Source organism: Rugosimonospora acidiphila, from assembly GCF_039543385.1.
Lineage (GTDB): Bacteria > Actinomycetota > Actinomycetes > Mycobacteriales > Micromonosporaceae > Rugosimonospora > Rugosimonospora acidiphila.
In genome coordinates, this window is record NZ_BAABJQ010000029.1 from 20,234 (window position 1) to 44,618 (window position 24,385).

Genomic DNA, 24,385 nt, shown 5'->3' on the forward strand with positions numbered 1-24,385 from the left:
GTAACGCTGACGTCCCCGGCGGCCACCGGGGGCGTCAGCGTCTGGGGAACCAAGCGTCAGGACAGGTAGGAGATGTCCAACGCCGGCGCGGTCAGCTTGTCGGCGTGCACCAGCACCAGATCGAGCGTCGCATTGGTGAAGAACACCGCCGGCACCGCGATCGGAGGCAGTGGCGGCGGCGAGTCCGGGGTCCAGTGCACCGGCAACACCCCGAGCAGGTTTCCGTCGATCCTGGTCGTGTAGAACGTCACGTGCCCGGAGACGGTCAGCTTGGTGCTCTTGTAGGACAGCGTACGAGCGCCGGAGAGCACCGGCACCCGCATCTCGAACGGGGTCGACGAGGAACTGCTCATGGTGAATTCGAGCGCCCGGACCCTCGGGCCCCCGTCGGCGGTCGGCAGCTCGGTGATGCCCTGATAGGTGACCAGTTCCTCGGTCAGCAAGGCGGTGATCTGCAGCGCGGCGTCCTTCGCCACGACCGCGTCGAACTCCGGGGAGATCAGGGGCCCCGGGGTTCCGATGGGGCAGTCGGTCTCCGGAGACGTGGTGCCGGCTGAGGACGACGGGGCAGCGCTCGCACCGCTGCTCGCACCGCTGCCCGCGCCGGGCGTGCCGGTGGTCGACGGCGCCGGATCCGGGGCGGTAGGGGACGGGGCGCCGGGCGTCGACGGGCTGCTCACCCGTCCGGTACCGGTGGGCCGGGGCCCCGCCGTCGAACCCATTACCGGCGTAGGCGACGCGGACGGGGCCGACGAGGACCCGGGTGACGGGGCGCCGCCGATGCCCAACAGCTTGCCCAGGCCGCCGAGGATGCCACCGAGCAGGCCGGGGTCGTCGTCGGTGGCGCTCGGCGACGGTACGGCGCTGGGCGGGGCGGCGGGAGCGGACCGCCCGGGGGCCGGGGTGGTCCGGGCCGGAGTCGGCGTTCCGCCGCCGCCGGACGGCTTGCCGGCACCCGTGCTGCCGGACGTGGCGCCGCCCGTCCCGGTCTTGCCGCTCGTTGTTGTCTTGCCGCTCGTTGTTGTCTTGCCGCTCGTTGTTGTCTTGCCGCGCGTCGCGGTCCGGCCGGCCGCCGCGGCCTTGCTCGTCGGACTGTCCGCGTCGGCAGATCCGGTACCGGGGCTGGCGGTGGCGCTCGCCAGCAGCGAGGCGTACACCTCCGCGCAGGTCGGCGCCGCCGCACCGGCCGGCGACTGGCGCAGCGTGGCCGCACCCACCGCGGCCACGGTCAGCATCACCAGGATCACCGCCAACCCGCGCGGGCCGCGCCGGGGCGGCGGCCCGGCACCCGGCTCCGGAGGTGGCTCATCGCCGCCGTCGAACTCGGTGCCCGGCCACGGAGCCCCCTGCGGCGCGGCGGCCGGACGCGGGTACCGCGGCGGGGTGGACGGACGCGAAGCGTCGGGGTCCGGCGCCGGACCGGCCAGTGGCGACACCGTCGAGGTCGGCAGCGTGTCGGCCAGCGGTCCGCTCGGCCGCCACCACTCGACGTGGCCGGCATCCTCGGCGGCGCCGGATCCGGCCGCCTCGAACTCGACGGTATCGGGCCCGACCGCCTCGAACCGCTGGGCCTTACCGTCAGCCGCGCCGCCGTCAACCGCCTGGCCATCAACCGTGGTGCCGGGGCCGGGCTCCGGTTGCGCGCTAAAGAAAATGGTGGTCGGCACGGGCGGCGTGGGCTCCGGCGCCCACGCCGCGCCCAGCGCGCCGCCGACGATGCCCACCACCATGCCGACCAGGAAGCCGCCCAGGTTCAGGCCGATCAGTCCGCCCACCGATACGGCCGAGGCGAGCACCCCGTAGAAGATGCGCTGGTTCGGGGTGAACAGCATGAGCAGGCCGCACAGCAGCAGGATCAGCGGGATCATCCAGCCGAGGAATTCCTGCTGCGAGAAGGAGATCCTGATGTTGCCCAGCGAGAGGTGGCCGCTGTAGAAGTAGACAACGCCGGCCACGACGGTGAGCAGCCCACCCCAGAACGGCCGGCTATGGCGCCACCGGTTGAAGCCACGCCAGCCTCGGGCGAACGCGGCGCCCCAGCCGCGCGATGGGTCCGCGGTTGTCACGTGCTCCTCCTGCCTCTGGTCAACCCACGGACAGGCCCGCGGAAACCAGTTCCGCGGGCCTGATGCCGCCGGTTATGAAGGGAAGCACTCTTCCTTGTTCAGGCTCACGTGCAGGTCGAGCCCGTTGAGGTTGAAGGTGCCGGCGCTGGTGGACCAGGCGATCTGAGTGAGGTGCGTGATCTTCACGGTGTCCGCCTGCTGGCCGAAGAAGCCCGGCAGGCCCTTGGCCCCTGGCTGGCCCTCGTCCAAGGTGGACGCGTCCTGGCCGATGGTGATGTTGCCGAACGACGCGTCACCGTTGAGCTGGGTCAGGTCGATCAACAGGTTCTCCGCCGTGGCCGCGGTTCCGTTGCCCCCGGCGTGGATGACCAGGCTGATGCCGGTGCCCGGTACCACCACCGACTGGCACAGCTTGGTCAGCGAGGCCTCGTGGATGCCCGAGACCGCGACCGCGTGGTTCTTCGAGTCGGTGGGGTCGGGCAGGCCGTTGGGCAGGATCCTCCCGCCGGCCTGAGAGACGAAGCCGCCGTACTGCACGAAGCCCGTACCGTCCAACTCGTCCGCGCTTACCTTGAATTCCGAGCCGGAAACGGCGAACGACGCCGGAATCGCGCCGTTGGCGATGCCAACGACCAGAAGGCTCGCGGCGGCCACCGCGGGCACCATCACTGCGGCGAACCGCCGCCATCTGGTGCGGCCTTGCACCAGATTGCCTTGCGCATCCTTCACAAGGTCCTCCTCGTGGGCAGGGTCGATCCCGGCGACGTCCGGTGGCCTTTCCGGCGCTTGGCGTCGGGCGACAAGATGCGGGGACTGAGGAAATCTCGGGGTACGCGTGGCGTCGACGGCTTCGACGGGTGCGTCCGGTGATGTTCCCGCCATCGCGAAGACGATTTCAAGGCCACTGCTACCCGCGAGTAACAGCCGCTCCCATCGATGGCCACGGTCTGTCATAACGGCCGAAGCTCGTGCGGTGCGTGCCGCCCGATTCCACCGATTTTGGACCGGCTCCCGCGCCCGGCGATGGCTACCAGATGTGATGCTCGACACCATCGTCACGTTTTCGTAACGGACTGGCCATCTGCTCTTCGCCCGGGTGCCGAAGCCACGCCACGGCCGAGAAACCGCGTCCAGCATGGGCAGCGCGCCCTGCACGAGGGACGCGTCCAGCACGGGCAGTGCGCTCAGTGCGGGGCGGGGGCCTCGTCTGCGGCCCCGGGGCGCCCGGCCGGCGAGCCCGGGATCGCCGGGTCGCGCGGCGCGGGGACATCGAGTCCGCCCGCGCCCTCCGGCGCCTCCGACCGGGCCGGCTGGCGGATCGTGCGCAGGGTCGCCAGCAACTCGCTCCGGCTGGCGCAGCCCAGCCGCTGGCGCATCCGGGCCACGTGATGCTCGACCGTCTTGGGCGAGATGTACAGCTGGTCGCCGATCTGCCGGTACGTCATGCCGGCGAGTACCAGGTCCGCGACCTGGCGCTCGCGCTCGCTGAGGTTCGTGCCCTCGATCGCGTCCGGCGCCGGCGCCCGACCGGTGCCTCGCTGGCCGGCCGGCCGCCCCTGCAACAGGCGGGCGCAGTCGAGCAGGGCGACCATGTCCGTGCGGTCCGAGGTGCGGATCGCGGCCTGACCCGCGAGCCGCGACGCGTCCCAACGCAGCCCGAGGCCGTGCAGCCCGCGGGCCGCGGCGGACACCTGGAGCGGGTCGACCCGGCCGGCCAGTACCGCCAGCCAGGTCTGCCCGGCGATCGCGACGGCCGCCGCGTACCGGCTGTGTCCCGCACCCGCCGCGAGCGCGGAGGCGTGCTCCTCCGCCAGCTCGGGCCGGTTGCTGATGATCGCGGCGTGCAGGGCGCTCCAGTGCAGCGGCAGGGACCACAGCGGAGGGTCACCCAGCCGGGCCAGCAGCGCGCGGGCGTCCTCGAACTGCGCGGCGGTCCCGGCGCGGTCGTCGAGCCGGGCGGCGGCGACCATCAGCTCGCCGAGCGGCAGCAGGGTGAACAGGTCCACCGGGTGACGCAGCACGGCCTCCCCGGCCGCGGCCCACGCCTGGCGCAGCGCCGGCAGGTCGCTGTCCCGCCGGGCCAGCCCGACGTCGAGTGCGAGCGCGAAGAGGCTGTCTCGTGGGTGCAGCTTGTCGCGATCGGCGGGCAGGCACCGCCGGGCGGCGGCCGTCTCCCCGCGTACCAGCAGGATCCAGGCCCGCAGCAGCCGGTGCCGGGCCGCCATCACGGTTCCGCCGAGGCGGGCGCCGACGGCCCGGTCCAGCACCGACCAGGCCGTGGTCAGCTCCGCGCAGTGCAGCCCGACCAGCGCCGCGAGCGCCGCCGGGCTGTCCGGCAGCAGTACGCCGGGACCGGCCGGCTCGAGCAGATCCGAGGCGCGGACCAGGCTGGAGAGCGCGGCGGTCGGTGAACCGCCGACCGACTCGTGTACGCCCCGGGCCATCAGCGCCGCCGCCCCGGATAGCAGGGTCGGCGGCGCGTCGGGCGCCTCGACGTCGAAGTTGCGGGGGAGGCCGGCGAGCTGCCCGGTGCCGATCTGCCCCACGGTCGCGAAGGCCGCCGACGGGCCGCCGCCCGACCACCGGTACAGCTCGGCACTGCGCGCCAACTGGCCGCGGTGGGCCAGTGCGGCAGCCGCGACCAGGGCGCAGTCCGCCTGTTCCGGGCGGCGCGGCCCGGCGATCACCTCGTCCGCCATGCGCAGCGCCGTACCCAGGTCTCCGGCCAGAGCCGCGGCGTGCGACCAGCGGGCGGCCAGCGCGCGGACCGGGCGGCCGGCGCTCGCCCCGGCGGCGAACAGGGCGGCCGACAGGGCCGGCTCGTCCGGCAGCGCCTCCTCGGCGGCGGCCTCGAACACACTGGCCACCCCGGGCCCGGAGACGCCGGTGCCGAGCAGGGACCGGGCCAGGCCCAGCACCGGGGCGCCCCGCTCCAGTTGAAGTTCGGCCAGCCGGCGCCGGACGGCCACCCGCCGGTCGACCGGAAACAGCACGGCGATCGCGCGGCGGACCACCGGGACCAGTACCCCGTCGTGGCGCAGCAGGCCGGTCGCCCGTACCGCCTCGGCCACCTCCGTGACCTCGTCCACCCCGCGCCCGAGCAGCGCGCCGAGCAGGTCGAGGTGGAGCGCCGCGCCCGCCTCGGCGGCGAGCAGGTAGAGCTGGCGGTCCGCGTCGAGCCGGGCGAAGTCGTGCCGGAACCGCAGCAGTACCGGGCCGGGCAGGTCACCGCCCACCAGCCAGGAACCGTCGGCCGAGGAGGCGGCCCACTGCGTGTACCGCGCGACCCCGCCGGTCTGCGCGCGCAGGGACTCCGCCAGCGCCAACCGGTCCGGACCGCCTCGGCCGACCTCCGGCCGCTCGGCGAGCAACTCGGCGAGCTGCTCGGTGGTCAGCGGCGCGAGCAGCAGGGCCGGGCGGCGCAGGCGCAGCGTCTCGACCAGCCGGCGGAGCGCTGCGGGCCGTGGCCACGGCCGGTAGGCGACCACGAGCCGCGCCCGCGGCGACTCGGCGAGCCGGCACAGCCGGACGAGCTGCGCCTCGGGCAACTGGTGCGCGTCGTCGACGACGACCACCGCGCTTCCGGCCACGACCCCCGCGCCGCCGACCACGACCGCGCCTTCGGCCACGACCGCGTCTTCGACCAGGAACCTCGCGCCGCCGACCGGACCCAGTGCCTCCCCGGCACCGCCCAACGCCTCGGCGGCGCCGATCACCTCGACGCCGGCCTGCCGGTAGACCTCGACCATCTCGTCGAGCGTTGCCGTCTTGCCGTACCCGCCCGGCGCCTCGATGCCGACAACCATCGGGGCGAACGGGTCGGCGGAGATCGTGGCTAGCAGCTCGGCGGTCTGATGATCGGGCACATACCGGCGTTGGGTAGCGATCTGGGTACTCAACGATGTCCTCGCCCTGCGGTCGGCGGCGCGTGGTCACCTCTCTTGTCGGCGGCGGGCCGGCCGGCGTTACAGAAATTTGGGTGGAAACACGGCGATGACCATCATTGCGTACCGCCCCCGGGGCGGTACGGCGAGCGATGAGTCAGTCGTCCGCGTCCCGGCGCAGCCGGTGCCGGATGCCCCGCTTGGGCAGGTCGATCGGGGTGAGGCGCACCGGCGGGCGGGGCGGCGGCTCGCCACCGTCGCCGCGGGCATACTCGTCAGTCACGTAGTCGTCACGGACATAGTCGTCAGTGACATAGCCATCGCGGGCGTAGTCGGTGCCCGGGTAGCCTTCGCCGGCGTCATGCGGGTCGAGGCCACGCCCATCGGTGTCCGGCCCGCGGAAGCGGTCGACCGCGTGGCCGCCGCCGGATCCGGGGCTCGGACGGCGGCCCGGCCTCGGGCGGTACTCGCGGCTCGGGCGGTACTCGGGGCCGGGCCGGTGCTCGGGACTGGGGCGGTGCTCAGGACCGGGACGGTGGCGGACCGGGCTCGGGCGGCGGCCGGGGCCGTCGTACCGCACGATCTCCCCGGTACCCGGCGACGGCAGGCTCACCGGCCCGTCCGCGATACGCCGCGCGGCCAGCGCGGCACCCCGAGCGATGCGCAGCTCCGGCTCGGCGCCGAGATCCACGCGTACCGGCAGCGAGGCGGTCAGCAGGCTGGTCACCAGCGGGGTGCGCGCCGCGCCGCCGGCGAGCACCACCGCTTCCACCTCCCCCGGCGCCAGGCCGCAGGAGCGGACCGTGGCGCGCACCGTGTCCAGGGCCGCGAACAGCAGCGGCCGTACCAGCTCCTCGAACCCGCCGCGGGTGACCACCACCCGGGTCGCCACCGATGGCAGCTCGACCGCGATGGTCGCCTCGGCGGCGGTGGCCAGCCGGTGCCGTGCGGCGGCGCACTCCTCGCGCAGCCGGACGATTCCCTCCCGTACCAGGGGGTCCATCGGGTCCAGCCGGTCGACGCCGAGCCGCAGCCGCTCGCCCACGTACCCGAACAGCGCGTCGTCCAGCAGCGGCTCGATGCCACCCGGGTACCCGTCTACGTCGCTGTCCACCGCGCCGCCCGCGCAGCCCAGCAGCTCGAAGGTGCCCAGGTCGGTCCGGCGCACCACCGCCGACTCGCCGCCGTCGAAGTCGTGTACGGCCAGAACGACCCCGGTGCCGACGGGCTCCTCGGCGGCGTACGCCTCGGCGGCCGCGATCGACGCGGGTACCAGCGTGACGCCGTCCAGCCCGCACCGCCACAGCGCCCGGTGCAGCAGGTCGACCCGGTACGGGCCCCAGCCTCCGGGGTGGCTGACCACTATCTGGTCGGCCGGGCCGCCCTCGCGCTCCTCGACGCGATCCACCACCCACATGGCCAACGCCGCCAGCAGCGCCTGCCCGGTGTACGGCTCGCCGCCGACGAACAGTGGCACCTCGTCACCGACCCGGCGGCCGAACCCGAGCACCGCCCTGCCCTCGCCGGCCGGGGCCGGCTCGCCGGCTCGCACGGAACCGTCCGGAAAGACGTACAGCACGGAGGGGACGGTGGTGGTGCCGGAGCCGAGCGGTACCGCCTCGACGGCGCCCCAGCCGGCGGCACCCGCGACCCCGCCGACCAGCCGGGATACCACGGCGGCGGTGTGCCAGCCGCCGAGATCGATCCCGAGGACGTACGGCATCCCGAGATTCCACCACACGGGCCACCCCCGTGTCCCCCTAACGGTTGATCCTCCCTCAACCCCCCATCGACGCGCACGCCGTTCGGGAGCCATCCCCGATGCGCGCCCTGCTCACCCTCCGTAGCTTCGGGGACCGGCGCCGGGCCAGCGGTCCCGGTCGCCTGCCCCTCCGTCCCGATATCGAGGAGTCCCTTCATGGATTCACCACAAACGCTGCACGACTTCGTGCTCAACCTGCTCAGCAACCCGGATGCCCTGATGGCCTTCCAGGTCGATCCCGAGGGTGCGCTGAACGACGCCGGGCTGAGCGACGTCAACGTGCAGGATGTCCAGGAGGCCATCCCGCTGGTCGTGGACTACGCCCCAGCACAGAGCGTGGCCGCGCTGGAGGGCACGCTCACCGGCCTGACCGGCGACGCGCTGAGCGCGGACCCGTCCGCCGCGATCCAGCAGATTCAGCTGCTCGCGTCGCAGTTGCCGGCCCAGGCGGCCAACGACCTGAGCGTCGCCGCGTCCGGCTCGCTCGTGGGCGGCGTGGACGGCCTTGCCGGCGCCGCGTCGCTGGGCGGCAGCATCGCCTCGGGTCTGGCCGGCACGCTGAGCTTCTCGACCTCGTCGGACGTCGCCGGCCACCTGGGCGGGATCGACCCGCTCAGCGCGCTGTCGGGCGTCACGTCGGCGGCGACCGGCATGCTGGGCGACCCGGCCGCCACCCTCGACGGCGTCACCGGCACCCTCGGCGGCGCCGCCGGCATGCTGGGTGACCCGGCGAACGCGCTGAACGAGGTGACCGGCCTGCTGTCGGACCCGGGTGCCGCGTTCGGCGCGGTGACCGGAACCCTGGGCGGCGTCACCGGCATGCTCGGCGGCCCGACCGCGGCGCTCGACGGCGTCACCGGATCCCTCGGCGGCGTCACCGGGATGCTGGGGGGCGTCACCGGCATGCTGGGGCACGACCCAGCCGCGACACTGGACGGCGTGACCGGCGCCCTCGGTGGCGTGACCGGCGCCGTGGGCGACCCCGCTGCCGCGCTCGACGGCGTGACCGGAACCCTGGGCGGCGTCACCGGAACCCTGGGCGGCGTGACCGGGATGCTCGGCGACCCGGCCGGCGCGCTGGCGCACGACCCGACCGGCCTGCTCGGCGGAACCCTCAACGAGGCGACCGGCCTGGTGGGCCAGGACTCCGGCGGCCTGCTCGGCGGCACCCTGAGCGACACCACCGGCACCCTGAGCGCCACGACCGGCGCCCTCGGCGGCACCCTGAGCGGCGTCACCGGCACGGTGAGCGGCACCACCGGCGCGCTGACCCACAGCACGGACGGCCTGAGCCACGACCCGACCGGCGCGCTGACCGGCACCCTCGGCGGCGTCACCCAGGGCGTGACCGGCACCGTCAACCAGGCGTTGGACGGCCACGCGCTCAGCTCCACCGGCCTGACCGGCGACGTGTCCGGCCACGGGCTCGACCTGAGCGGCGTGACCAGCGGCGGCCTCGCCGGCGGCCTGCTGTCCGGCGACGGCAGCGTCACCCACGACTCGACGCAGGCCACGACGCACGCCCTCGGCGCGCTGCAGCCCAACGGGGTGGGCGACCTGGTGGGTCAGGTCACGCAGTCGCCGGACGCGACCGACGGCAACGGCGACCACCTGCTCGGCATCCCGCTGCTGTAGCGAGATCCGCCCGCGCGGCGATGAAGGTACGGGTGTTTCCCCCGGGAGCAGCCCGTCACATAGGTGTGCGAGCGTGGCACCCGGGCCGGAGCCGACCGAACGGTCGACTCCGGCCCCTGCCGCGAGTTGGGATCGGCGATGGTACCGCTCTGGCTTGACGTACTGGACGACACCATCCGCGCCTGCGCCGCGCACAGCCGCGCCGATCTGGTGCAGCAGTTGCAGCACAAACGCGCGCAACTACTCGACCCGAAGCTGCGCGTGCTGGTGGTCGGCGAGGCCGGGCAGGGCAAGAGCCAACTCATCAACGCGCTGCTCAACGCGCCGGTCTGCGCGGTCGGGGACGACTTCACCACCAGCGTCCCGTCGGTCATCCAGCACGCCGACGCGCCGTGCGCCGCCCTGGTCACCGGGCCGACCACGGTACCGGACCGGGACGTCGCGGCCACCGAACGGGTGCCGGTACCGATCGAGCAGCTCGCCAGCGGGGTCACCGGGGCCGGCCGGTTCCACCGCGCCGAGATAGGCATCCCGCGCGAGCTGCTGACCGCGGGGCTGGTGCTGATCGACACCCCGGGGCTGGACGCCGGCTGGGCGACCGGCGGGCTGGACGCGGCCTGGGTCGGGCACACCGACGCGGTACTGCTGGTGTCGGACGCGAACCGGCTACTGTCCAATGTGGAACTGGCCTTCCTCGGGTACGCCGTCCGGACCTGCCCGCAGGTGATAGTGGCGCTGAGCAAGATAGACATCGCCACGCAGTGGCGCCGGGTCGCCGAGCAGAATCGCGACCGGCTGGCCGGTGCCGGCATTCCGGCCACCGTCATCCCGGTCTCCGCCACCCTGCGCCTGCTCGCCGCGAAGGCCAACGACCGGAGGCTCAACGCCGAGTCCGGCTTCCCCGATCTGGTCGGGCGCCTGCAGCACGACCTGCTGACCAAGCCGGAGTCGCTGGCCCCGCACACCGCTCGCACCATCACCGGCACCGTCGTCGAGCAGCTCTGCCTGCCGCTGCGCGCCCGCCGCTTCGCACTGGACGGCGCCCTGGTCTCCGGGGCCGCGTCACAGCTGAACGAGGCCCAACGCCGGCTGGACGAGCTGCGCCGGCTCTCCAGTCGCTGGCAGAATTCGCTGGCCGACGAGATCTCCGACCTGAGCGCCGACATCGAGCACGATCTGCGTGACCGCACGCGCCGGATCCTGCGCCGGGTGGACGAGGTGTTCGACGACGCCGATCCGGGCGCCGTCTGGGAAGCCTTCGCGCCCTGGCTCGAGGAGAACCTGCTGGAGGCCGCCGAGGCGAACTTCGGCTGGCTGGTCGAGCGGTCGCACTGGATCGCGGAGAAGATCGCGGCCGGCTTCCCCGGCTACCGCACCGCCGTGCTGCCCGAGTCCGCCTTCGACCTCGGGCACGAACCGTTCGACACCGTGGCCGAGTTGGAGCAGCCGAACATCGGACGGTTCACCTTCACCCAGAAGGTGTACACCGGGCTGCGCGGCTCCTACGGCGGCCTGGTGATGTTCGGTCTGGTCACCAGCCTGGCCGGAATGCCCCTGTTCAACGCCGTGTCGGTGGGTGCCGGCGCGCTTTTCGGTGGCAAGAGCCTGCGCGACGAGGGCGACTCCCGGCTGCAGCGGCGCCAGAGTCTGGCGAAGGCCGCCGTGCAGCGCCACGTCGAGGACTTCTTCATCTCGTTCAGCAAGGACTGCAAGGACGTGATCCGGCAGGTGCAGCGCAGGCTGCGCGACCACTTCGCCGGGATGGCCGAGGATCTGCAGGCGAGCATCCTGGAGTCGGCCAGGACCGCGAAGCAGGCCGCCGACCGGGACCTCGCGGAGCGGGACCGGCACGACCGCGAACTCCAGCGGGAACTGGAGGACCTGCGCCGGCTGCACGACCGGGCCAACGCGCTCGCGCTGCCCGCGACCATCACCCGGGCGGTCGCGGCGTGACGTCGGGCTGGCTCGAAGACCGGGTGTGGATGCTGCTCAACGACGCCCTGGCGGCGTACCGGGACAGCCCGCGCGCGTTTCGCTGGTTACAGCACCACGCGCAGCGCTTCGAGGAGCCGCTGCGGATCGCCGTCGCGGGGCCGCCCCAGGTGGGCAAGTCAACGCTGATCAACGCGATAGTCGGCGAGGGCATCGCGCCGGTCGAGGTCGACGGCGGGGCGGAGGCGCTGGTCTGGTACCAGGACGGTGCGCAGCCGAGGGCCACCCTGCACTCGCCGCACGAGTCGGTACACGACCTCACGGTGACCCGGCTCGATCGGTGGCTGCACGTCGACTCGCCGACCGGCGCACCGGAGAACGTCAACGAGATAGTGGTCGACTGGCCGACCCGTACCCTGCGCCACACCATCCTGATCGACACCCCGGGTGCGGTCGCGCCCGGCACCGCCGCGCCGGATGGTCCATCCATTATGGACCGCGCCGCCCGGGAGGCCGACGCCATGCTGTACCTGGTCCGGCGCGCGCCCGGCACCGAGCTGAACCCGCTACGGATGGCGCCCGACACGCCGGTGGGCCGGGCCGCGCCGGTGCAGACCATCCTCGTGCTGTCCCGGGCCGACGAGGTCGGCGGAGGGCGGATCGACGGGCTGCTGTCGGCCAAGCAGCTCGCCCGCCGGCACCGCCGCGACGTGCGGATGCGCGGGCTGTGCCAGAACGTGGTGGCGGTGGCCGGGCTGATCGCCGAGGCCGGGCGGACCATGCGGGAGCCCCAGTACGCCGCCCTGGCCGAGCTGGCCGCGCTGGACCGTGAGGGGCTGGACGGGCTGCTGCTGTCCACCGACCGGTTCCTTGGCGCGTCCGACACCGTACAGACCCTCGCGGTACGCCAGGATCTGCTCAACCGCCTGGGCCTGGTGGGCGTGCGGCTGGCCACCACCCTGATCCGGCAGGGTGGGACGGACCTCGGCGCCCTGGCCGGCCAGCTGGTGCGCCGCAGCGGCCTGACCGAGCTGCGCGAGTCCATCAGCCAGCTGTTCGTGGAGCGGCGCGGCCTGCTCAAGGCGCGGTCCGCCCTGCTGGCGCTGGAGTTCGTGCTGCGCGCCGAGCCTCGCCCGGCGGCGACCGGGCTTTCGGCTGAGGTGGAGCGGACGGTGGCCGGCGCCCACGAGTTTCGCGAGCTGCGGCTGATGGCCGCGCTGCGCGGCGGCCGGATACGACTGCCTTCGGAGCTGGATACGGAGGCGCAACGCTTGATCGGTATGGAAGGCACGGATGTCTCGACGCGATTGGCAGCAGATGAACAGGCAACCGGGGCCCAACTGTGGGCATTGGGAAGTCAGGCTCTGGACCGGTGGGTGGAACACGCCGAGAACCCACTTCTCAGCCATGCTCAGCAGGGCGCGGCGCGCACCGTCGTGCGTAGTTGCGAGGGGATCCTGGCCGAGCTCGCCGGCTAACCCGCCGGAGCGCCACCCGGGCTGATCCTCAACTCCCTCAAGATCGCGGCCTGGCGGGCGCCCACCAGGTCCGCTCGGGTGCGCCAGGCGCCGAAGATTCCTTGACAGACATATAACCAATCGGCAATTCTGTGGTCATGGCGAACCACGGAGAACTCGAACACGCCGGCGACCGGTGGCGGCTGCGGTTCGCCCGCAGGCTGGCACACCCTCCGGAGAAGGTGTGGCGGGCGCTCACCGAACCGGAGCACCTGCGGGCCTGGTTCCCGACCACCATCGAGGGAGACCGGGTCTCCGGCGCGACGCTCCGCTTCGCGCACCCGGACGATCAAGGGCCGGCCTTCACCGGCAGACTCATCACGTACCGGCCGCCCTCGCTCATGGAACTCGAATGGGGCGGCGACACGCTGCGGTTCGAGCTGAGCCCGGACGGCGACGGGACGGTGCTCACCCTCCTGGACGTGTTCGACGAGCAGGGTAAGGCGGCCCGGGACGCGGCCGGCTGGCACGTCTGCCTAGATCTGCTGGGCCGGCACCTGGACGGCGCACCGGCGCCACACGACCGGCTCGACGGCTGGACCCGGGTCAACTCGGAGTACATCGACCGGTTCGGGCCACCGGCCGCCACGATCGGGCCGCCCGAGTCGATGAGCCGTTCCTGACCGGGCTACCGAATCCACCGCCGGGGCCCCCGGCCGCCGCCTAGGCTCGAAACCATGGCCGCCGGACCCAGCGGCGGGTCCGGGCAACGCCGTCTCAGGGGCTCGCCGGAAGAGATCCTGGCCGGTCTGCGCGTGCGGTCCGAAGTCGGGGTACGCCAGCGCTGGCGCAGGGTCAGGGCCAGTTCCGTGCTCGCCTTTCAGGCCGGGGTCGCCGCGGCGCTGTCCTGGCTGTTCGCCAACAACGTGCTGCACCACCCGCAGCCAGTTTTCGCCCCGATCTCCGCCGTCATCGTGCTGGACATCTCGTCCGGGCAGCGGTTGCGCCGCACCGCCGAACTCGTCTTCGGCGTGGCGCTGGGCATCTTCATCGGGGACACCATCGTCTTCGGGATCGGCACCGGCGCGTGGCAGTTGGGCCTGGTGGTCTTCCTCGCCACGATCCTGTCGGTGTTCATCGGGGGTACCCCGGCCGTGGTGTCCAACGCGGCCTCCTCCGGGGTCCTCATCGCCACCCTGTCCCCGCCGCAGAAGGGCGTCTACTACCTGAGGTTCGAGGACGCCCTCATCGGCGGCCTGATCGCGCTCGGGGTGATGGCGCTGCTGCTGCCGGCCAATCCGGTGGCGGCCGTGGCCAGAAAGGCCGGGCCGGCCTGCACGGTGCTCTCCGATGGGCTGGCCCAGGCCGCGCACGCGATGAGCACCCGCAACGCGGACGAGGCGGATGAGGCACTCACCCACCTGCAGCAGGCCGGCCTCACGGTGTCCCAGTTCCGGGACGCGCTTCCGGAAAGCCGGGAGACGGCCCGGGTCGCGCCGCTGCGCTGGCGTACCCGAAGTGCCCTGGGCAAGTACCGCAACGCCGCCGAGTATCTCGAGCGGGCGCTGAGCAACACGCGGGTACTGGCCCGCCGGGTGGTGACCATGATCAGGGACGAGGAGCCGATCCCCGAGCACCTGTACCAATCCGTGTACACGCTCGCCGAGGCCACCAAGGAGGTTCGCAAATCGCTGCTCAGTTCGAGACCCGACAGCAAGGTCGCGGATCTGTCGGCACAGGCGGTCGGCGAGGCGGCCGAGGCGTACCGCAACGGCCTGAGCTTCTCGGGCAGCGCCGTGGTGGCCCAGATCCGGGCCATCGCCACCGATCTGCTCGGCACCGCGGACCTGCCCCACGGCGAGGCGAACGAGTTGGTGCGCCGGGCCGGCGGGAACCCGGCAAAGCCCTGATTCGGCGCGGCAAGAGGCAATCCGCGCGGGCGGGTGAGGGGTCGTCAACCGGACGGCGCGGCCACCGGGTCGTGAACCCGGCAGGAATGGCGAATCGGTGGCGCACGCCGATACCGCCCGCCGCGGTTGGGAGGAGTCGGGCCGAGGCCCGCTCCGGATCGCCCACCCGAGATCCCCGCGGACGATGGGGCATGGGCCAGATCGCGAAGGACTGACCGCGTGATCGCGGCGCTCTCGCTCGTGGCGCTCTCGCTCGCCGCGCTGAGGTCCGCGGAGGTGCGGCAGGTGATCTACCGCCCGAAGGATTACTGGCGCCCGGTGATGGCTGACCGTCAGAGAATCAGTAACCCGCTGGGGTATACGGGGACCACCGGTTGGATGCGCGCTACGCCGAGCGGTTCACCAACGAGGGTGGGTACATCCACGCCACGCCCTGGTCTGTGGGCGATCAGGGGCACGACAATGTGAGCCACGGCCGCGCCAACCCGTCGATGCGGAATGCCGAGTGGGTGTAGGGCAACATCCATGTCGGCGCCCCGGTGAGCGCCGCGCGGTACCGAAAAGCGTCTGGCGCCGGACAATGGTTGGACGGTCTGGGACCTGAGTTGATCGGGCTATCTCAAGGGCACCGCACCGGCGCGCTGACCAGGATTCGCGGTGGGATTGGGTTTGCCGCTAATGCCATCCGCTTGCGCGCCAAGGCATTGTGCCGGCGCGTCGTGACGGCCGGCGCCAAGCGCGCATCAGCGGTGTACTACGCTTTTTCGGCGGCAGTTGATACCGCAACAATCGTCGGAGTAGTTTGGCCGCGAGTGCGCGGGCGTACCCACCTCACCGTGGCGCGCGCCCGCCCGAAAGCCAAACACTCCGCCGCAGCGCGCGCCCCAAGCGCCCAGGACCCGAAGGCAGCAACCGTGACCTCGTACACCATCACCATCACACCGGACGACAACAGCGCGACATCCACGACACTGCGGCTGGACACCGCCGGAGGCAACGTCACGCTGACCGATCTGCACCTGCACGCCGGCAACGGACTGGCCACCGGCGCACTGCCCGCCATCGACTACAGCCTGCTGCTGGAGGCCATCACCCCCAGCGCGCCGACGCCCATCATCACCGCCTCCGCGCCCGCCGCCGAGATCGAGGCCACGCCGGCAGCGGCGCCGGTCGAGGCGATCGCCGCGGCGCCGGCGGACGCACCGGCGCCGGCAAGGGCCTCGACCCCGGCGAAGAGCACGGCAGGGTCGAAGGCCGCGGCGAAGAGCACCACCGCGTCGAAGAGCGCCGGGTCGAAGGCGACAGCCACCAAGACTGCCACGAAGGCGACGCGCACGGCGAAGTCCGCCGCCTCCAGCGCGTCCGCGACCGCGCCGGCGAAGACGACCACGGCGACCGCGCCGGCGAAGACCGCCACGGCGACCGTGTCGGCGAAGTCGACCGCGGCGAGCACGCGGCGGGCGAGCAAGAAGGCAGCGGCGGCGGAGGCCGAGCCCACGGTCGCCAAGTCCCGCAGCCGCCGCGCCGGCGCCTCGGCGCGCACGAGCGCGCAGTCGGGCACCGGGGCCACCATGGCCAAGAAGACCGCGAAGGCCGCGCCGGCGAAGAAGGCCACCACCACCCAGTCGGCCGCGGAGCGGGCCTACCGCCGCATGCCCGACGACTTCGCCACCGTCTTCGAGCAGGCGGGCAGCGCCGCGGGCGTGGCCGACCACTACGGCGTGCCCCGGCACACCGCGCACGGCTGGATCCGCCGGCTGGGCAAGCAGGACTCGACCGCTACCACCACCCGCTAAACCGAGTCTCGGCTCGCTGGCGGGGGCGCCACCGCGACTATCGCGGTGGCGCCCCCGCCGTATCCGGCCGCCCCTCGCGCGCGGGAGCGGCGGTGACGCGTTCGCGACCGGCCTCGACCTCGCGCGAGGGTGTAACGCGAAAGGACCGCCCGTCGCTGATATGAACACGATGCGTAAACGGCGGACCCACCGGCTCGACCGATTCAAGGCGGCCCAACGGCTCAGCCGGTCCGATGCGGACCGGCTGATCGACCGCGGCGCGCCCGACCCCGAGCACATGCCAGAACCCGGGCACGCGGGGCTTCGGCTGGTGCTGGAGGCGGCGGCGGCTCCCGCGCGGCCAGACGAACTGGCCGGTGAACGGGCCGCGGTCGGCGCCTTCGTGATGGCCCGCGACGCCGCGCGCACCGGGCGCCGCCTCCGTCGCCGGGGACGCGCGCTGCGCTCCACCGGCATGGTCGCGGTGAGGGTGGCCGCCGGGTTGGCGATCCTGATGACGGGCGGCACGGCGCTCGCGGCCGAGACCGACCATCTGCCGGCGACGGCACAGCGCGGCGCCCACAATCTGCTCTACCCGCTGGGCGTGCCGGCCCCCGCCCCGACCATCGCGCCGCGACTGCCCACCCCGAGCCGGTCGAGCGGCGCCGGCCGGGTCCACCCACCGGCACCGAGCCGGTCGAGCGCCGCCCCGAGAGTCACCGAATCCACCGGGCCGTCCCCGATCGTCCTGTGCCTGAGATGGGAAGGCGCGCGCAGGGGAGCGCATCCGCACCCGAGCGCGCTGCCGGACGATGCGCTGAAGGCCCTGCGGGCGGCGGCCAAGGACGCCGCGGACATCCCGTCGTTCTGCGCGCACATCCTGTCCCGAGCACCGCGGCACACCGTGCCGGCGATCCCGCCCGGCCACCACCCCGGCGGTCCCCCCGGCATGCCCGGCCCCTCCGCCGCGGCGACGCATCCCGGCGCACCCACCTGGACGCACGGGCACCCCTCGTCACCCCCACATCGCTAGACCGTCGTCCGAGAACCGTCGGCGCGAGGGCGCGGGAACGGTCGGTGCGAGGGGCGGGAGGGCGTTGGCGCGAGCGGCCGTACCGGAACCGCCGCGAACGCGTCAGTCGGGCAGGGCCGGGGCGGACGCGGGCGAGACCGGCAGGTGCAAAGTGAACGCCGCCCCGCCGTCCGGCGAATTGGCCGCCTCGATGCTGCCCTCGTGCAGCCGCGCGTTCTCCCAGGCGATGGCCAGCCCGAGACCGCTACCCTCCGACCGGGTACGCGCTGTGTCGGCCTTGTAGAACCGGTCGAAGACGTGCGGCAGGACCTCCGCCGGCATCCCCGGGCCACGGTCGCTGACCCGCACCGACACCCAGCCGCGCCCGGCCCACCGGTGCGCCCAGGCCCGGATGGTGACCGGTGGCGCGCCATGCCGCAGGGCGTTGCCGACCAGGTTCGCGATGATGACGTCGAGCCGCCGCGGATCCACCTGTACCCGCAGGTCGGGTAGGGGCTCCACGACCACCTGCTGGGTCCAGCCGCGTACCCGCAGGCAGTTGCGTACCGCCTCGGCCAGGTGTACCGCGTCGACGGACAGGGCGGCCGAGCCCGCGTCGAAGCGGGAGATTTCGATCAGGTCCGCGACCAGCCGGTTGAGGTTGCTCGTCTCCCGGCTGATCAGCCGGGCCGCCGCCGCGGCGTCGCCGTCGAACCGGTCGGCCTGCTCGTCGAGCAGGTCGGTGACGGCCACCATCGCGGCCAGCGGGGTACGCAGCTCGTGCGACACGTCGCTGGCGAAGCGCTGCGCCATCGTGTGCATCCGGTGCAGCTCCGCCACCTTGGTCTGCAGGGCGCTGGCCATCTCGTTGAACGTGTACACCAGCTCGGTCATCTCGTCCTGCCCGGTGCTGGTCAGCCGGATCCGCAGGTCGCCGGCCGCCAGCCTGCTGGCCACGCCGGCCAGCTTCCGCACCGGCCGCAGCACCCGCCTGGTCGCGAACTGGGCGAGCAGCACCATCAGCAGCAGCAGGCCGAGTGAGATGCCGATCACGATGTACGCGATCTGCCGGCTGGTCGGATCGTTGGGCAGCAGGCCGTAGAACATCTCCGAGGTGCTTTCCAGCCTGTCATTGCGGTACAGGTAGGCCAGCACGATGTACATCAGGACGACCGTCGCCACGCTGGTGAGCAGCGCGACCGAGATGAACCCGAGGATCAGCCGACCGCGCATGCCGCGCAGGCCCGGCCGGCGCGGGATGTGCCGTCGGTTGAGTGGCTGGCTCACACCGGGCCGAACCGGTAGCCGAAGCCGCGCACGGTCTGCAGGTAGACCGGGGCCGACGGGTCGTCCTCGATCTTGGCGCGCAGCCGCTGCACGCACGCGTCCACCAGCCGGGAGTCGCCGAGGTAGTCCTGCTCCCACACCAGCCGCAGCAGCTGGTCCCGGGCGAAGACCTGCTGCGGGGACTCCGCCAGCACCAGCAGCAGCCGCAGCTCGGTGGGGGTGAGCGCGAGCGGCCGGCCGGCCTTGGTGACGATCAGCCCGGTACGGTCGATCACGAGCTCCCGGTGGGTCTCCACGGCCGACGGCGCCCGGCCGATGCGGCGCAGCACGGCCCGGATCCGGGCGTCCAGCACCCGGGGCTGCACCGGCTTGACGACGTAGTCGTCCGCGCCCGCCTCCAGCCCGGCCACCACGTCGAAGTCGTCGCCACGCGCGGTCAGCATGATGATCGAGACGTTGACGGCGGCGCGCAGCCGCCGGCACACCTCGAAGCCGTCCAGGTCCGGCAGCATCAGGTCGAGCACCACGGCGTCGGGCTGGCCCGCGCGCGCCAATTCCAGCCCCTGCCGCCCGGTCGACGCAGTGTCGACCTGGTGGCCCTGGTGGCGCAGCGCGATGCTCAGCCCCTCCCGGACGGCAGGGTCGTCTTCGATGAGAAGCAGTCGTGGCACGTCACCGATTATGCGTCGATCGGCAGGGGCCACACCCTCCCGGACATCGCGGCCCGAACCCATCGGATCAGGACAGGTCAGTGACGACGGGGCCATACAGGGTGTTCGGCACCCCGCTGGAGAGGGCCCAGTAACGCTCACCGTACGACCAGTGCCACCACTCGGTCGGGTAGTTGACCAGACCCACCTCGGTCAGCGCCTTCCACAGCATCGCCCGGTTGAGCCGGGCCGCCGCCGGGATGTTGCGGGCCGCGGTGTAACAGGCGTTCAGGCTCGCCTCGGGGCTGTCGTTCACACGGGTACCCATGTCCAGCTCGACGCGGTCCTCGGTGCACAGCGTCAGGTCCACCGCTCCCCCGGTGCCGTGCGGGGCCAGGTCGGGTGGGGCGACGAACTTGCTCGCCTCCACGTGCAGCCGCTGGGCGCCCCAGTCCTGGTACCGCTCGCGCAGCCCGTCCCGATACCCGAAGAAGTACGACTCCTGCAGCCGGCGCGGCCGGTACCCCTCGACGACCAGCAGCCGCACCCCGGCGGGTAGCCGGCGCTGTGCCTCACTCAGCCGCTCGGCGACGGTGAGCCGCAGCCTGGCGAAGGCACCCTGCTCGTCGGAGAGCCGGTCGTCCAGCCACAGGTCGGCAACGTCGCGCAGGTCGACGAGCGGCTCGCCGTTGTCGGCGGTGCGGATGGCGGCAACCTGCGGATCGGACATCAGGATCATGGACGGCTCCTCGACTATCGGACCGGCGCTCGTGGATTCGCGAACGCCGGGTGGCAGGCGCGGCGGGGGTTCGCGAACGCCGGTTGGCTGGCGTGGCGGGTTCGGGTGGGCGAGCCCGGCCACCGTCCGAGCGGCCGGGCCGGCGGTGCGCCCCGTGCCGCACCGCCAGACCTTCCGTCGACCCGCTGGTACGCGGACCGGCGGCCGCTGGGCGACGGGGCCGCTCGGCCGGCGACCTCGTCATGCCCACACCGTCGGGCCGGCGTTTGCCGATCCGGTCCGTGCTCTGTCACAGGCCTGTAACAGACCGGCGGCCCGTGGGCGGTCATCGCACCGATGGGTCACACGCGTGCGGCGCACAGCACCCCGGCCACCACGCCCATCGACAGCGCGGTGAACTCGCCGACCAGTACGGTGGCGAAGAACTGCCCCGGCCCGATGGGCAGCACCACGGCGACCGCACCCACCAGCAACGGCCCCACCACGGTCAGGAGAGCGGCCGCCGGCCAGGAGCGGCCCGGGGACTGGTCGCGTGCCCCCCGGTCGCGTGCCCCCCGGTCGCGTGCCCCGGCGAGCCCGCGCCTCCGGACCGGCAGGCCACCGCGCCAGCGGACCGGCACCGGCGGGTACGACCGGCCCGGCGCGGCGGGCCGCCACCGGACCAGTACCGCGGCGGCCAGGCAGCACAGCGCCGACGCCAGCGCCACGGCGCCCAGGGCGTCGCTGAGCCGGTGCCAGCCCGCGGCCATGGTGGCCGACGCGATGACCGGCACGCCCGCCGTGCCCACGAAGGCGAGCCACCATCGGGCCCGGGCCGGCGACACGAGCATGAGCGCGAACATCAGGCCGGTGGCCCCGGCCACGTGGCCGCTGGGGAAGCTGTTGTGGGAGTAGCCGGGGAACTCGAAATCCGGCCGCGGCATGGCCAGCTTGAGGGCGTCCGCCCCGACCACCGAGCACAGCAGGGCGCCGACCCCCGCCACACCGGCCCACGTCCGCCCCCGCGCCGCCCCGACGACCAGCACCAACAGCAGCAGCAGGGCCAGCACGACCGGGTTACCGGCCAGCGACAGCAGGGTCCGGGCGGCCGCGAACGTGCCGGCCGCCCGCGAGGTGAGTTGGTCGTCGGCCCACTGGCCGCCGGACGTCCACACGAACGCCACGGCCGTGAGCCCGAGGACCAGCAGGTACCCGGCCGCCACGCCGAGCAGCCGACCGGGGCGACCCCGGACTGGCACCGGCCGCCCGTACAGCGGGCCCGACGATGGCCGGGGCTCGTTGGCGGTACGAGTGGCGATCAGCGTCGGCATCGATGACATACGCCGATGCTCGGCCGGGCCGGTACCGCCGCCGTCCCCGTCAGGTCATGGTTGTGTCACAGCCTGCGAGTCGGCCGCCGTCCGTGACGGTGCGCACGGCGCCGCCGGGTCAGGGTTTGCGGCCAACACCCACCAATTCGCTCCCGAGCGGGGATTGTCGGCTCTCCAGGGGCTTGAAGGTCAAATTCGGGTGGCGACGGGCGGGCGGGCCCCTACGATGCAGGCATGATCGCCAATGGCACCGAGACCGCCGCCAACCAGGCGAACTGGGATGAGCGAGTGCCCGCTCATCTCGCCGCGTACCGCACCGAGGACTTCATCGCGGACCCCGGCCGGGTCAGCGACGTCGTGCGGGACGACCTCGCACTCCTCGCCCCCCACCTGCCCGGACGCTCGCCGGCCGGGCTGACGCTGCTGCACCTGCAGTGCCACCTCGGGCTCGACACCTTGTCCTGGGCCAGGCTCGGCGCGACCGTCACCGGCGTCGACTTCTCGCCGGCCGCCATCGCCGCTGCCCGGGACATCGCCGCCCGGGCCGGCCTGCCCGCGACGTTCGCCTGCGCCGAGGTCGACCGGGCACGCTCCGCCTGCCCGGGTGAGTTCGACCTCGTGTACACCGGCATCGGCGCCCTGTGTTGGCTGGCCGACCTCGATTCGTGGGCGCGGGCCATCGCCGGCCTGCTCGCCCCGGGTGGCACGTTCTATGTGCGCGACGCCCATCCCGTACTCACCGCGCTGGATCAGGGTCGCGCCGATGGCGCACTGGTACTCACCGGACCGTACTTCCCGGGCGACCCCCTGCGGTACGACGCCGGAGCCAGCTACGCCGACCCCGCGATCCGGTTGACGAACACCACGACGTACGAGTGGCAGCACTCGCTTTCCGAGATCGTCCAGGCGCTCCTGGACGCCGGCCTCACCCTGACCTCCCTGGCCGAGCACCGGTCCATTCCGTGGCGCGCACTTCCTCAGCTCGTCTCCAGCGGGCACGGGTGGGTGATGCCGGACGGTGGCGACCGAGTCCCCCTGACGTTCTCCCTCACCGCCACCAAGCCCGCGCCTTAGGTTGCCGGCGACCGCCTACCCGTTGAGGTAGGCCAGCACGGCCCGGACCCGCCGGTGAGCGTCGTCCGACGGCGCCAGCGCGAGCTTGGCGAAGATGTTGCCGATGTGCTTCTCCACCGACACCGGTGCGAGCACGAGCACCGCGCAGATGGCCGAGTTGGACAGCCCCTGCGCCATCAGGGCGAGCACCTCTCGCTCGCGCGGGGTGAGCGCCTCGATGCCCTGCCGGCCGCCGGTCCGGGCGAACAGCTGCCGCACCACCTCGGGGTCCATGGCCGTGCCGCCGGCCGCGACGCGCTCCACCGCGTCGAGGAAGTCGTCGAGCGCGGTGACCCGGTCCTTGAGCAGGTAGCCGACCCCGCCGCGCCCGTCGGCCAGCAGGTCCGCGGCGTACGCCCGCTCGACGTACTGCGACACGATGAGCACGTGGGCGTCCGGGTCGGCGGATCGGATCCGCAGCGCCGCCCGCAGCCCCTCATCGCGAAAGCCGGGCGGCAGTCGCACGTCGATGATCGACAGGTCGGGCCGGTGCTCCTCGACGGCGGCGACCAGGGCGTCGGCCGTGTCGACCGCCGCGACCACGGTGTGCCCGGTCTCGGTCAGCAGCCGCACCATTCCCTCGCGCAGCAGTAGCAGGTCTTCGGCGATCACGATGCGCATGGCAGCTCCGCTCGCAGGATGGTCGGCCCACCGGCCGGGCTGGTCAGGGTGAGGGCGCCGTCGAGCGCCTCGACCCGGCGGCGCAGCCCGTCGAGCCCGGCGCCGGCCGGGTCGGCACCGCCCCTGCCGTTGTCATGGACCTCGACCCGCACGAGATCCCCGACGCGCGCGACGTCGATCGTGCCGGCCGTCGCCGCCGCGTGCTTGGCGGCGTTGGTGAGCCCCTCGGCAACCACGAAGTAGGCCGCCGACTCCACGGCCGCGGGGTACCGGGCGTCCCGGTCGCCGCGAAGCTGCACCGGAAACGGACTGTCCCCGGCGAGCGCGGCCAGCGAGGCGTGCAGGCCCCGGTCGGTGAGGATCGGCGGGTGGATGCCGCGCACCAACCGGCGGAGTTCGCCGAGGGCATCGTCGAGCTGGCGGCGGGCCAGGTCTACGTCGGGCGCGGCGTCGCTGTCCGCGCGCAGCTTGCGGGCGGCCAGCGCGAGGGTCATGCCGGCCGCGACGATCCGGGCCTGGGCGCCGTCGTGCAGGTCCCGCTCGATGCGACGAAGCTCGGCGGCCTGCGCGTCCACCACCCGGCGGCGGGTCTCGGCGAGGCGAGTCGCCTCGTCGACCAGCCGCCGGTGCTCCCCCGGGGCGAGCAGCGCCGAGGCGAGGCGGGCGGCCGCGGCGCCGAGGATACGCACGATCCAGATCACCACCGGCAACAGTGCCAAGCCGATCACGGTGGACCCGAACCGCCCCGGCATCGTGGTCAGCAGCGGCCGCATCGGGAACGGCGCGTGCGGGTTCGGCACCGCCCACGCCCAGGCCGGCGCGGCCACCGTGGCGAGGCCGACCACGGCGACGACCAGCCCGGCCACGCCGGTGATCAGGCCGACCGGGAGGAGCAGGACCAGCCAGGCGAGGTCACGCCAGGTGGCTGGCTGCCCGGCGACCGCGCCGACCCGCTTGCGGACTCGGTCACCGCTGACCGGCACGTACGGCGCGGCGATCGGGGCACCGAGTACCCAGCCGGCACGTCGCCGCTCAACACCGGCGAAGCGACGGGTCACCCAGGCGACCCCGAGAAACACGTGCCCGCCCAGGTGAGTGACCGACGTCAGGACGACCGCGAGGGTGGCCGCCACGCTCCAGACGAAGCCGAGCACCCCCGCGAACAGGCCCGTCGCCACATAGGCGAGGGCCCGTCCGGCCTTCGTGATCATGTACCGCATCGCCGCCGAGCG

At 73.3% G+C, this 24,385-nt stretch carries 19 protein-coding genes; 9 read left to right on the top strand and 10 right to left on the bottom strand.

The window, feature by feature from the left end; translation table 11 throughout:
- Positions 1–56: 56 nt before the first annotated feature.
- The 4 genes from ABEA87_RS33960 to ABEA87_RS33975 all read right to left on the bottom strand — a co-directional run bounded on the left by ABEA87_RS33960 (position 57) and on the right by ABEA87_RS33975 (position 7,673).
- The gene (locus ABEA87_RS33960; protein ID WP_345636681.1) at positions 57–2,066 is read right to left on the bottom strand and encodes a DUF6114 domain-containing protein; all 2,010 of its coding nucleotides are present in this window, start codon (positions 2,064–2,066) and stop codon (positions 57–59) included.
- A gap of 72 nt (positions 2,067–2,138) precedes the next feature.
- Positions 2,139–2,795, bottom strand: coding sequence for a DUF6230 family protein (locus ABEA87_RS33965; protein WP_425571007.1), 657 nt, complete (start codon positions 2,793–2,795; stop codon positions 2,139–2,141).
- A gap of 455 nt (positions 2,796–3,250) precedes the next feature.
- Positions 3,251–5,965: a LuxR C-terminal-related transcriptional regulator gene (locus tag ABEA87_RS33970; protein WP_345636683.1), complete on the bottom strand. Its 2,715-nt coding sequence runs from the start codon at positions 5,963–5,965 to the stop codon at positions 3,251–3,253.
- A gap of 142 nt (positions 5,966–6,107) precedes the next feature.
- Positions 6,108–7,673, bottom strand: coding sequence for an Hsp70 family protein (locus ABEA87_RS33975; RefSeq protein WP_345636685.1), 1,566 nt, complete (start codon positions 7,671–7,673; stop codon positions 6,108–6,110).
- Between the two features lie 195 nt (positions 7,674–7,868).
- On the opposite strand from ABEA87_RS33975, the gene ABEA87_RS33980 reads away from it, so the two are divergent.
- From ABEA87_RS33980 to ABEA87_RS34015, 8 genes are all read left to right on the top strand, one after another.
- Positions 7,869–9,347, top strand: a complete 1,479-nt coding sequence (locus ABEA87_RS33980; protein WP_345636687.1) for an IniB N-terminal domain-containing protein — start codon at positions 7,869–7,871, stop codon at positions 9,345–9,347.
- A gap of 138 nt (positions 9,348–9,485) precedes the next feature.
- A complete protein-coding gene (locus ABEA87_RS33985; protein ID WP_345636689.1) occupies positions 9,486–11,300 on the top strand; it encodes a dynamin family protein in 1,815 nt (604 codons plus the stop codon).
- Positions 11,297–12,757 carry a GTPase domain-containing protein gene (locus ABEA87_RS33990; protein WP_345636691.1) on the top strand — a complete coding sequence of 487 codons (1,461 nt, stop codon included), beginning with the start codon at positions 11,297–11,299 and terminating at the stop codon, positions 12,755–12,757. The genes ABEA87_RS33985 and ABEA87_RS33990 overlap by 4 nt, the downstream gene beginning before the upstream one ends.
- A 137-nt stretch (positions 12,758–12,894) precedes the next feature.
- Positions 12,895–13,419: an SRPBCC family protein gene (locus ABEA87_RS33995; protein WP_345636693.1), complete on the top strand. Its 525-nt coding sequence runs from the start codon at positions 12,895–12,897 to the stop codon at positions 13,417–13,419.
- A 54-nt stretch (positions 13,420–13,473) separates the two neighbouring features.
- Positions 13,474–14,646: an FUSC family protein gene (locus ABEA87_RS34000; RefSeq protein ID WP_345636695.1), complete on the top strand. Its 1,173-nt coding sequence runs from the start codon at positions 13,474–13,476 to the stop codon at positions 14,644–14,646.
- A gap of 374 nt (positions 14,647–15,020) precedes the next feature.
- Complete coding sequence (locus ABEA87_RS34005; protein WP_345636697.1) at positions 15,021–15,161, top strand: L,D-transpeptidase family protein; 141 nt, start codon at positions 15,021–15,023, stop codon at positions 15,159–15,161.
- Positions 15,162–15,560: 399 nt separating this feature from the next.
- Positions 15,561–16,442: a hypothetical protein gene (locus ABEA87_RS34010; RefSeq protein WP_345636699.1), complete on the top strand. Its 882-nt coding sequence runs from the start codon at positions 15,561–15,563 to the stop codon at positions 16,440–16,442.
- A 169-nt stretch (positions 16,443–16,611) separates the two neighbouring features.
- On the top strand, positions 16,612–17,454 hold the full coding sequence (locus ABEA87_RS34015) for a hypothetical protein (protein ID WP_345636701.1): 843 nt from the start codon (positions 16,612–16,614) through the stop codon (positions 17,452–17,454).
- A 102-nt stretch (positions 17,455–17,556) separates the two neighbouring features.
- On the opposite strand, the gene ABEA87_RS34020 is transcribed toward ABEA87_RS34015, so the two are convergent.
- From ABEA87_RS34020 to ABEA87_RS34035, 4 genes are all read right to left on the bottom strand, one after another.
- Positions 17,557–18,720 (bottom strand): HAMP domain-containing sensor histidine kinase, encoded by a 1,164-nt coding sequence (locus ABEA87_RS34020; RefSeq protein WP_345636703.1) that lies wholly within the window; start codon positions 18,718–18,720, stop codon positions 17,557–17,559.
- Positions 18,717–19,391, bottom strand: a complete 675-nt coding sequence (locus ABEA87_RS34025; protein ID WP_345636705.1) for a response regulator transcription factor — start codon at positions 19,389–19,391, stop codon at positions 18,717–18,719. The genes ABEA87_RS34020 and ABEA87_RS34025 overlap by 4 nt, the downstream gene beginning before the upstream one ends.
- Before the next feature lie 67 nt (positions 19,392–19,458).
- A complete protein-coding gene (locus ABEA87_RS34030) occupies positions 19,459–20,109 on the bottom strand; it encodes a M15 family metallopeptidase (protein WP_345636708.1) in 651 nt (216 codons plus the stop codon).
- Between the two features lie 341 nt (positions 20,110–20,450).
- Entirely contained in the window at positions 20,451–21,428 is a 978-nt protein-coding gene (locus tag ABEA87_RS34035; RefSeq protein WP_345636710.1) for a phosphatase PAP2 family protein, read from the bottom strand.
- 225 nt (positions 21,429–21,653) lie between these two features.
- On the opposite strand from ABEA87_RS34035, the gene ABEA87_RS34040 reads away from it, so the two are divergent.
- Positions 21,654–22,493 (top strand): class I SAM-dependent methyltransferase, encoded by an 840-nt coding sequence (locus ABEA87_RS34040; RefSeq protein WP_345636712.1) that lies wholly within the window; start codon positions 21,654–21,656, stop codon positions 22,491–22,493.
- 15 nt (positions 22,494–22,508) lie between these two features.
- On the opposite strand, the gene ABEA87_RS34045 is transcribed toward ABEA87_RS34040, so the two are convergent.
- Together ABEA87_RS34045 and ABEA87_RS34050 are read right to left on the bottom strand one after the other, a co-directional pair.
- Positions 22,509–23,153, bottom strand: a complete 645-nt coding sequence (locus ABEA87_RS34045; RefSeq protein WP_345636714.1) for a response regulator transcription factor — start codon at positions 23,151–23,153, stop codon at positions 22,509–22,511.
- Positions 23,141–24,373, bottom strand: a complete 1,233-nt coding sequence (locus ABEA87_RS34050; RefSeq protein ID WP_345636716.1) for a sensor histidine kinase — start codon at positions 24,371–24,373, stop codon at positions 23,141–23,143. Before ABEA87_RS34050 ends, ABEA87_RS34045 begins: the two co-directional genes overlap by 13 nt.
- Positions 24,374–24,385: the final 12 nt, after the last annotated feature.

Coding starts and splice junctions, on each gene's coding strand:
- ABEA87_RS34050 (WP_345636716.1), bottom strand. CDS start 24,373: ATGCGGTACATGATCACGAAGGCCGGACGGGCCCTCGCCTATGTGGCG.
- ABEA87_RS34030 (WP_345636708.1), bottom strand. CDS start 20,109: ATGATCCTGATGTCCGATCCGCAGGTTGCCGCCATCCGCACCGCCGAC.
- ABEA87_RS34015 (WP_345636701.1), top strand. CDS start 16,612: ATGCGTAAACGGCGGACCCACCGGCTCGACCGATTCAAGGCGGCCCAA.
- ABEA87_RS34040 (WP_345636712.1), top strand. CDS start 21,654: ATGATCGCCAATGGCACCGAGACCGCCGCCAACCAGGCGAACTGGGAT.
- ABEA87_RS33975 (WP_345636685.1), bottom strand. CDS start 7,673: ATGCCGTACGTCCTCGGGATCGATCTCGGCGGCTGGCACACCGCCGCC.
- ABEA87_RS33995 (WP_345636693.1), top strand. CDS start 12,895: ATGGCGAACCACGGAGAACTCGAACACGCCGGCGACCGGTGGCGGCTG.
- ABEA87_RS34035 (WP_345636710.1), bottom strand. CDS start 21,428: ATGTCATCGATGCCGACGCTGATCGCCACTCGTACCGCCAACGAGCCC.
- ABEA87_RS33980 (WP_345636687.1), top strand. CDS start 7,869: ATGGATTCACCACAAACGCTGCACGACTTCGTGCTCAACCTGCTCAGC.
- ABEA87_RS33985 (WP_345636689.1), top strand. CDS start 9,486: ATGGTACCGCTCTGGCTTGACGTACTGGACGACACCATCCGCGCCTGC.
- ABEA87_RS34000 (WP_345636695.1), top strand. CDS start 13,474: ATGGCCGCCGGACCCAGCGGCGGGTCCGGGCAACGCCGTCTCAGGGGC.
- ABEA87_RS34045 (WP_345636714.1), bottom strand. CDS start 23,153: ATGCGCATCGTGATCGCCGAAGACCTGCTACTGCTGCGCGAGGGAATG.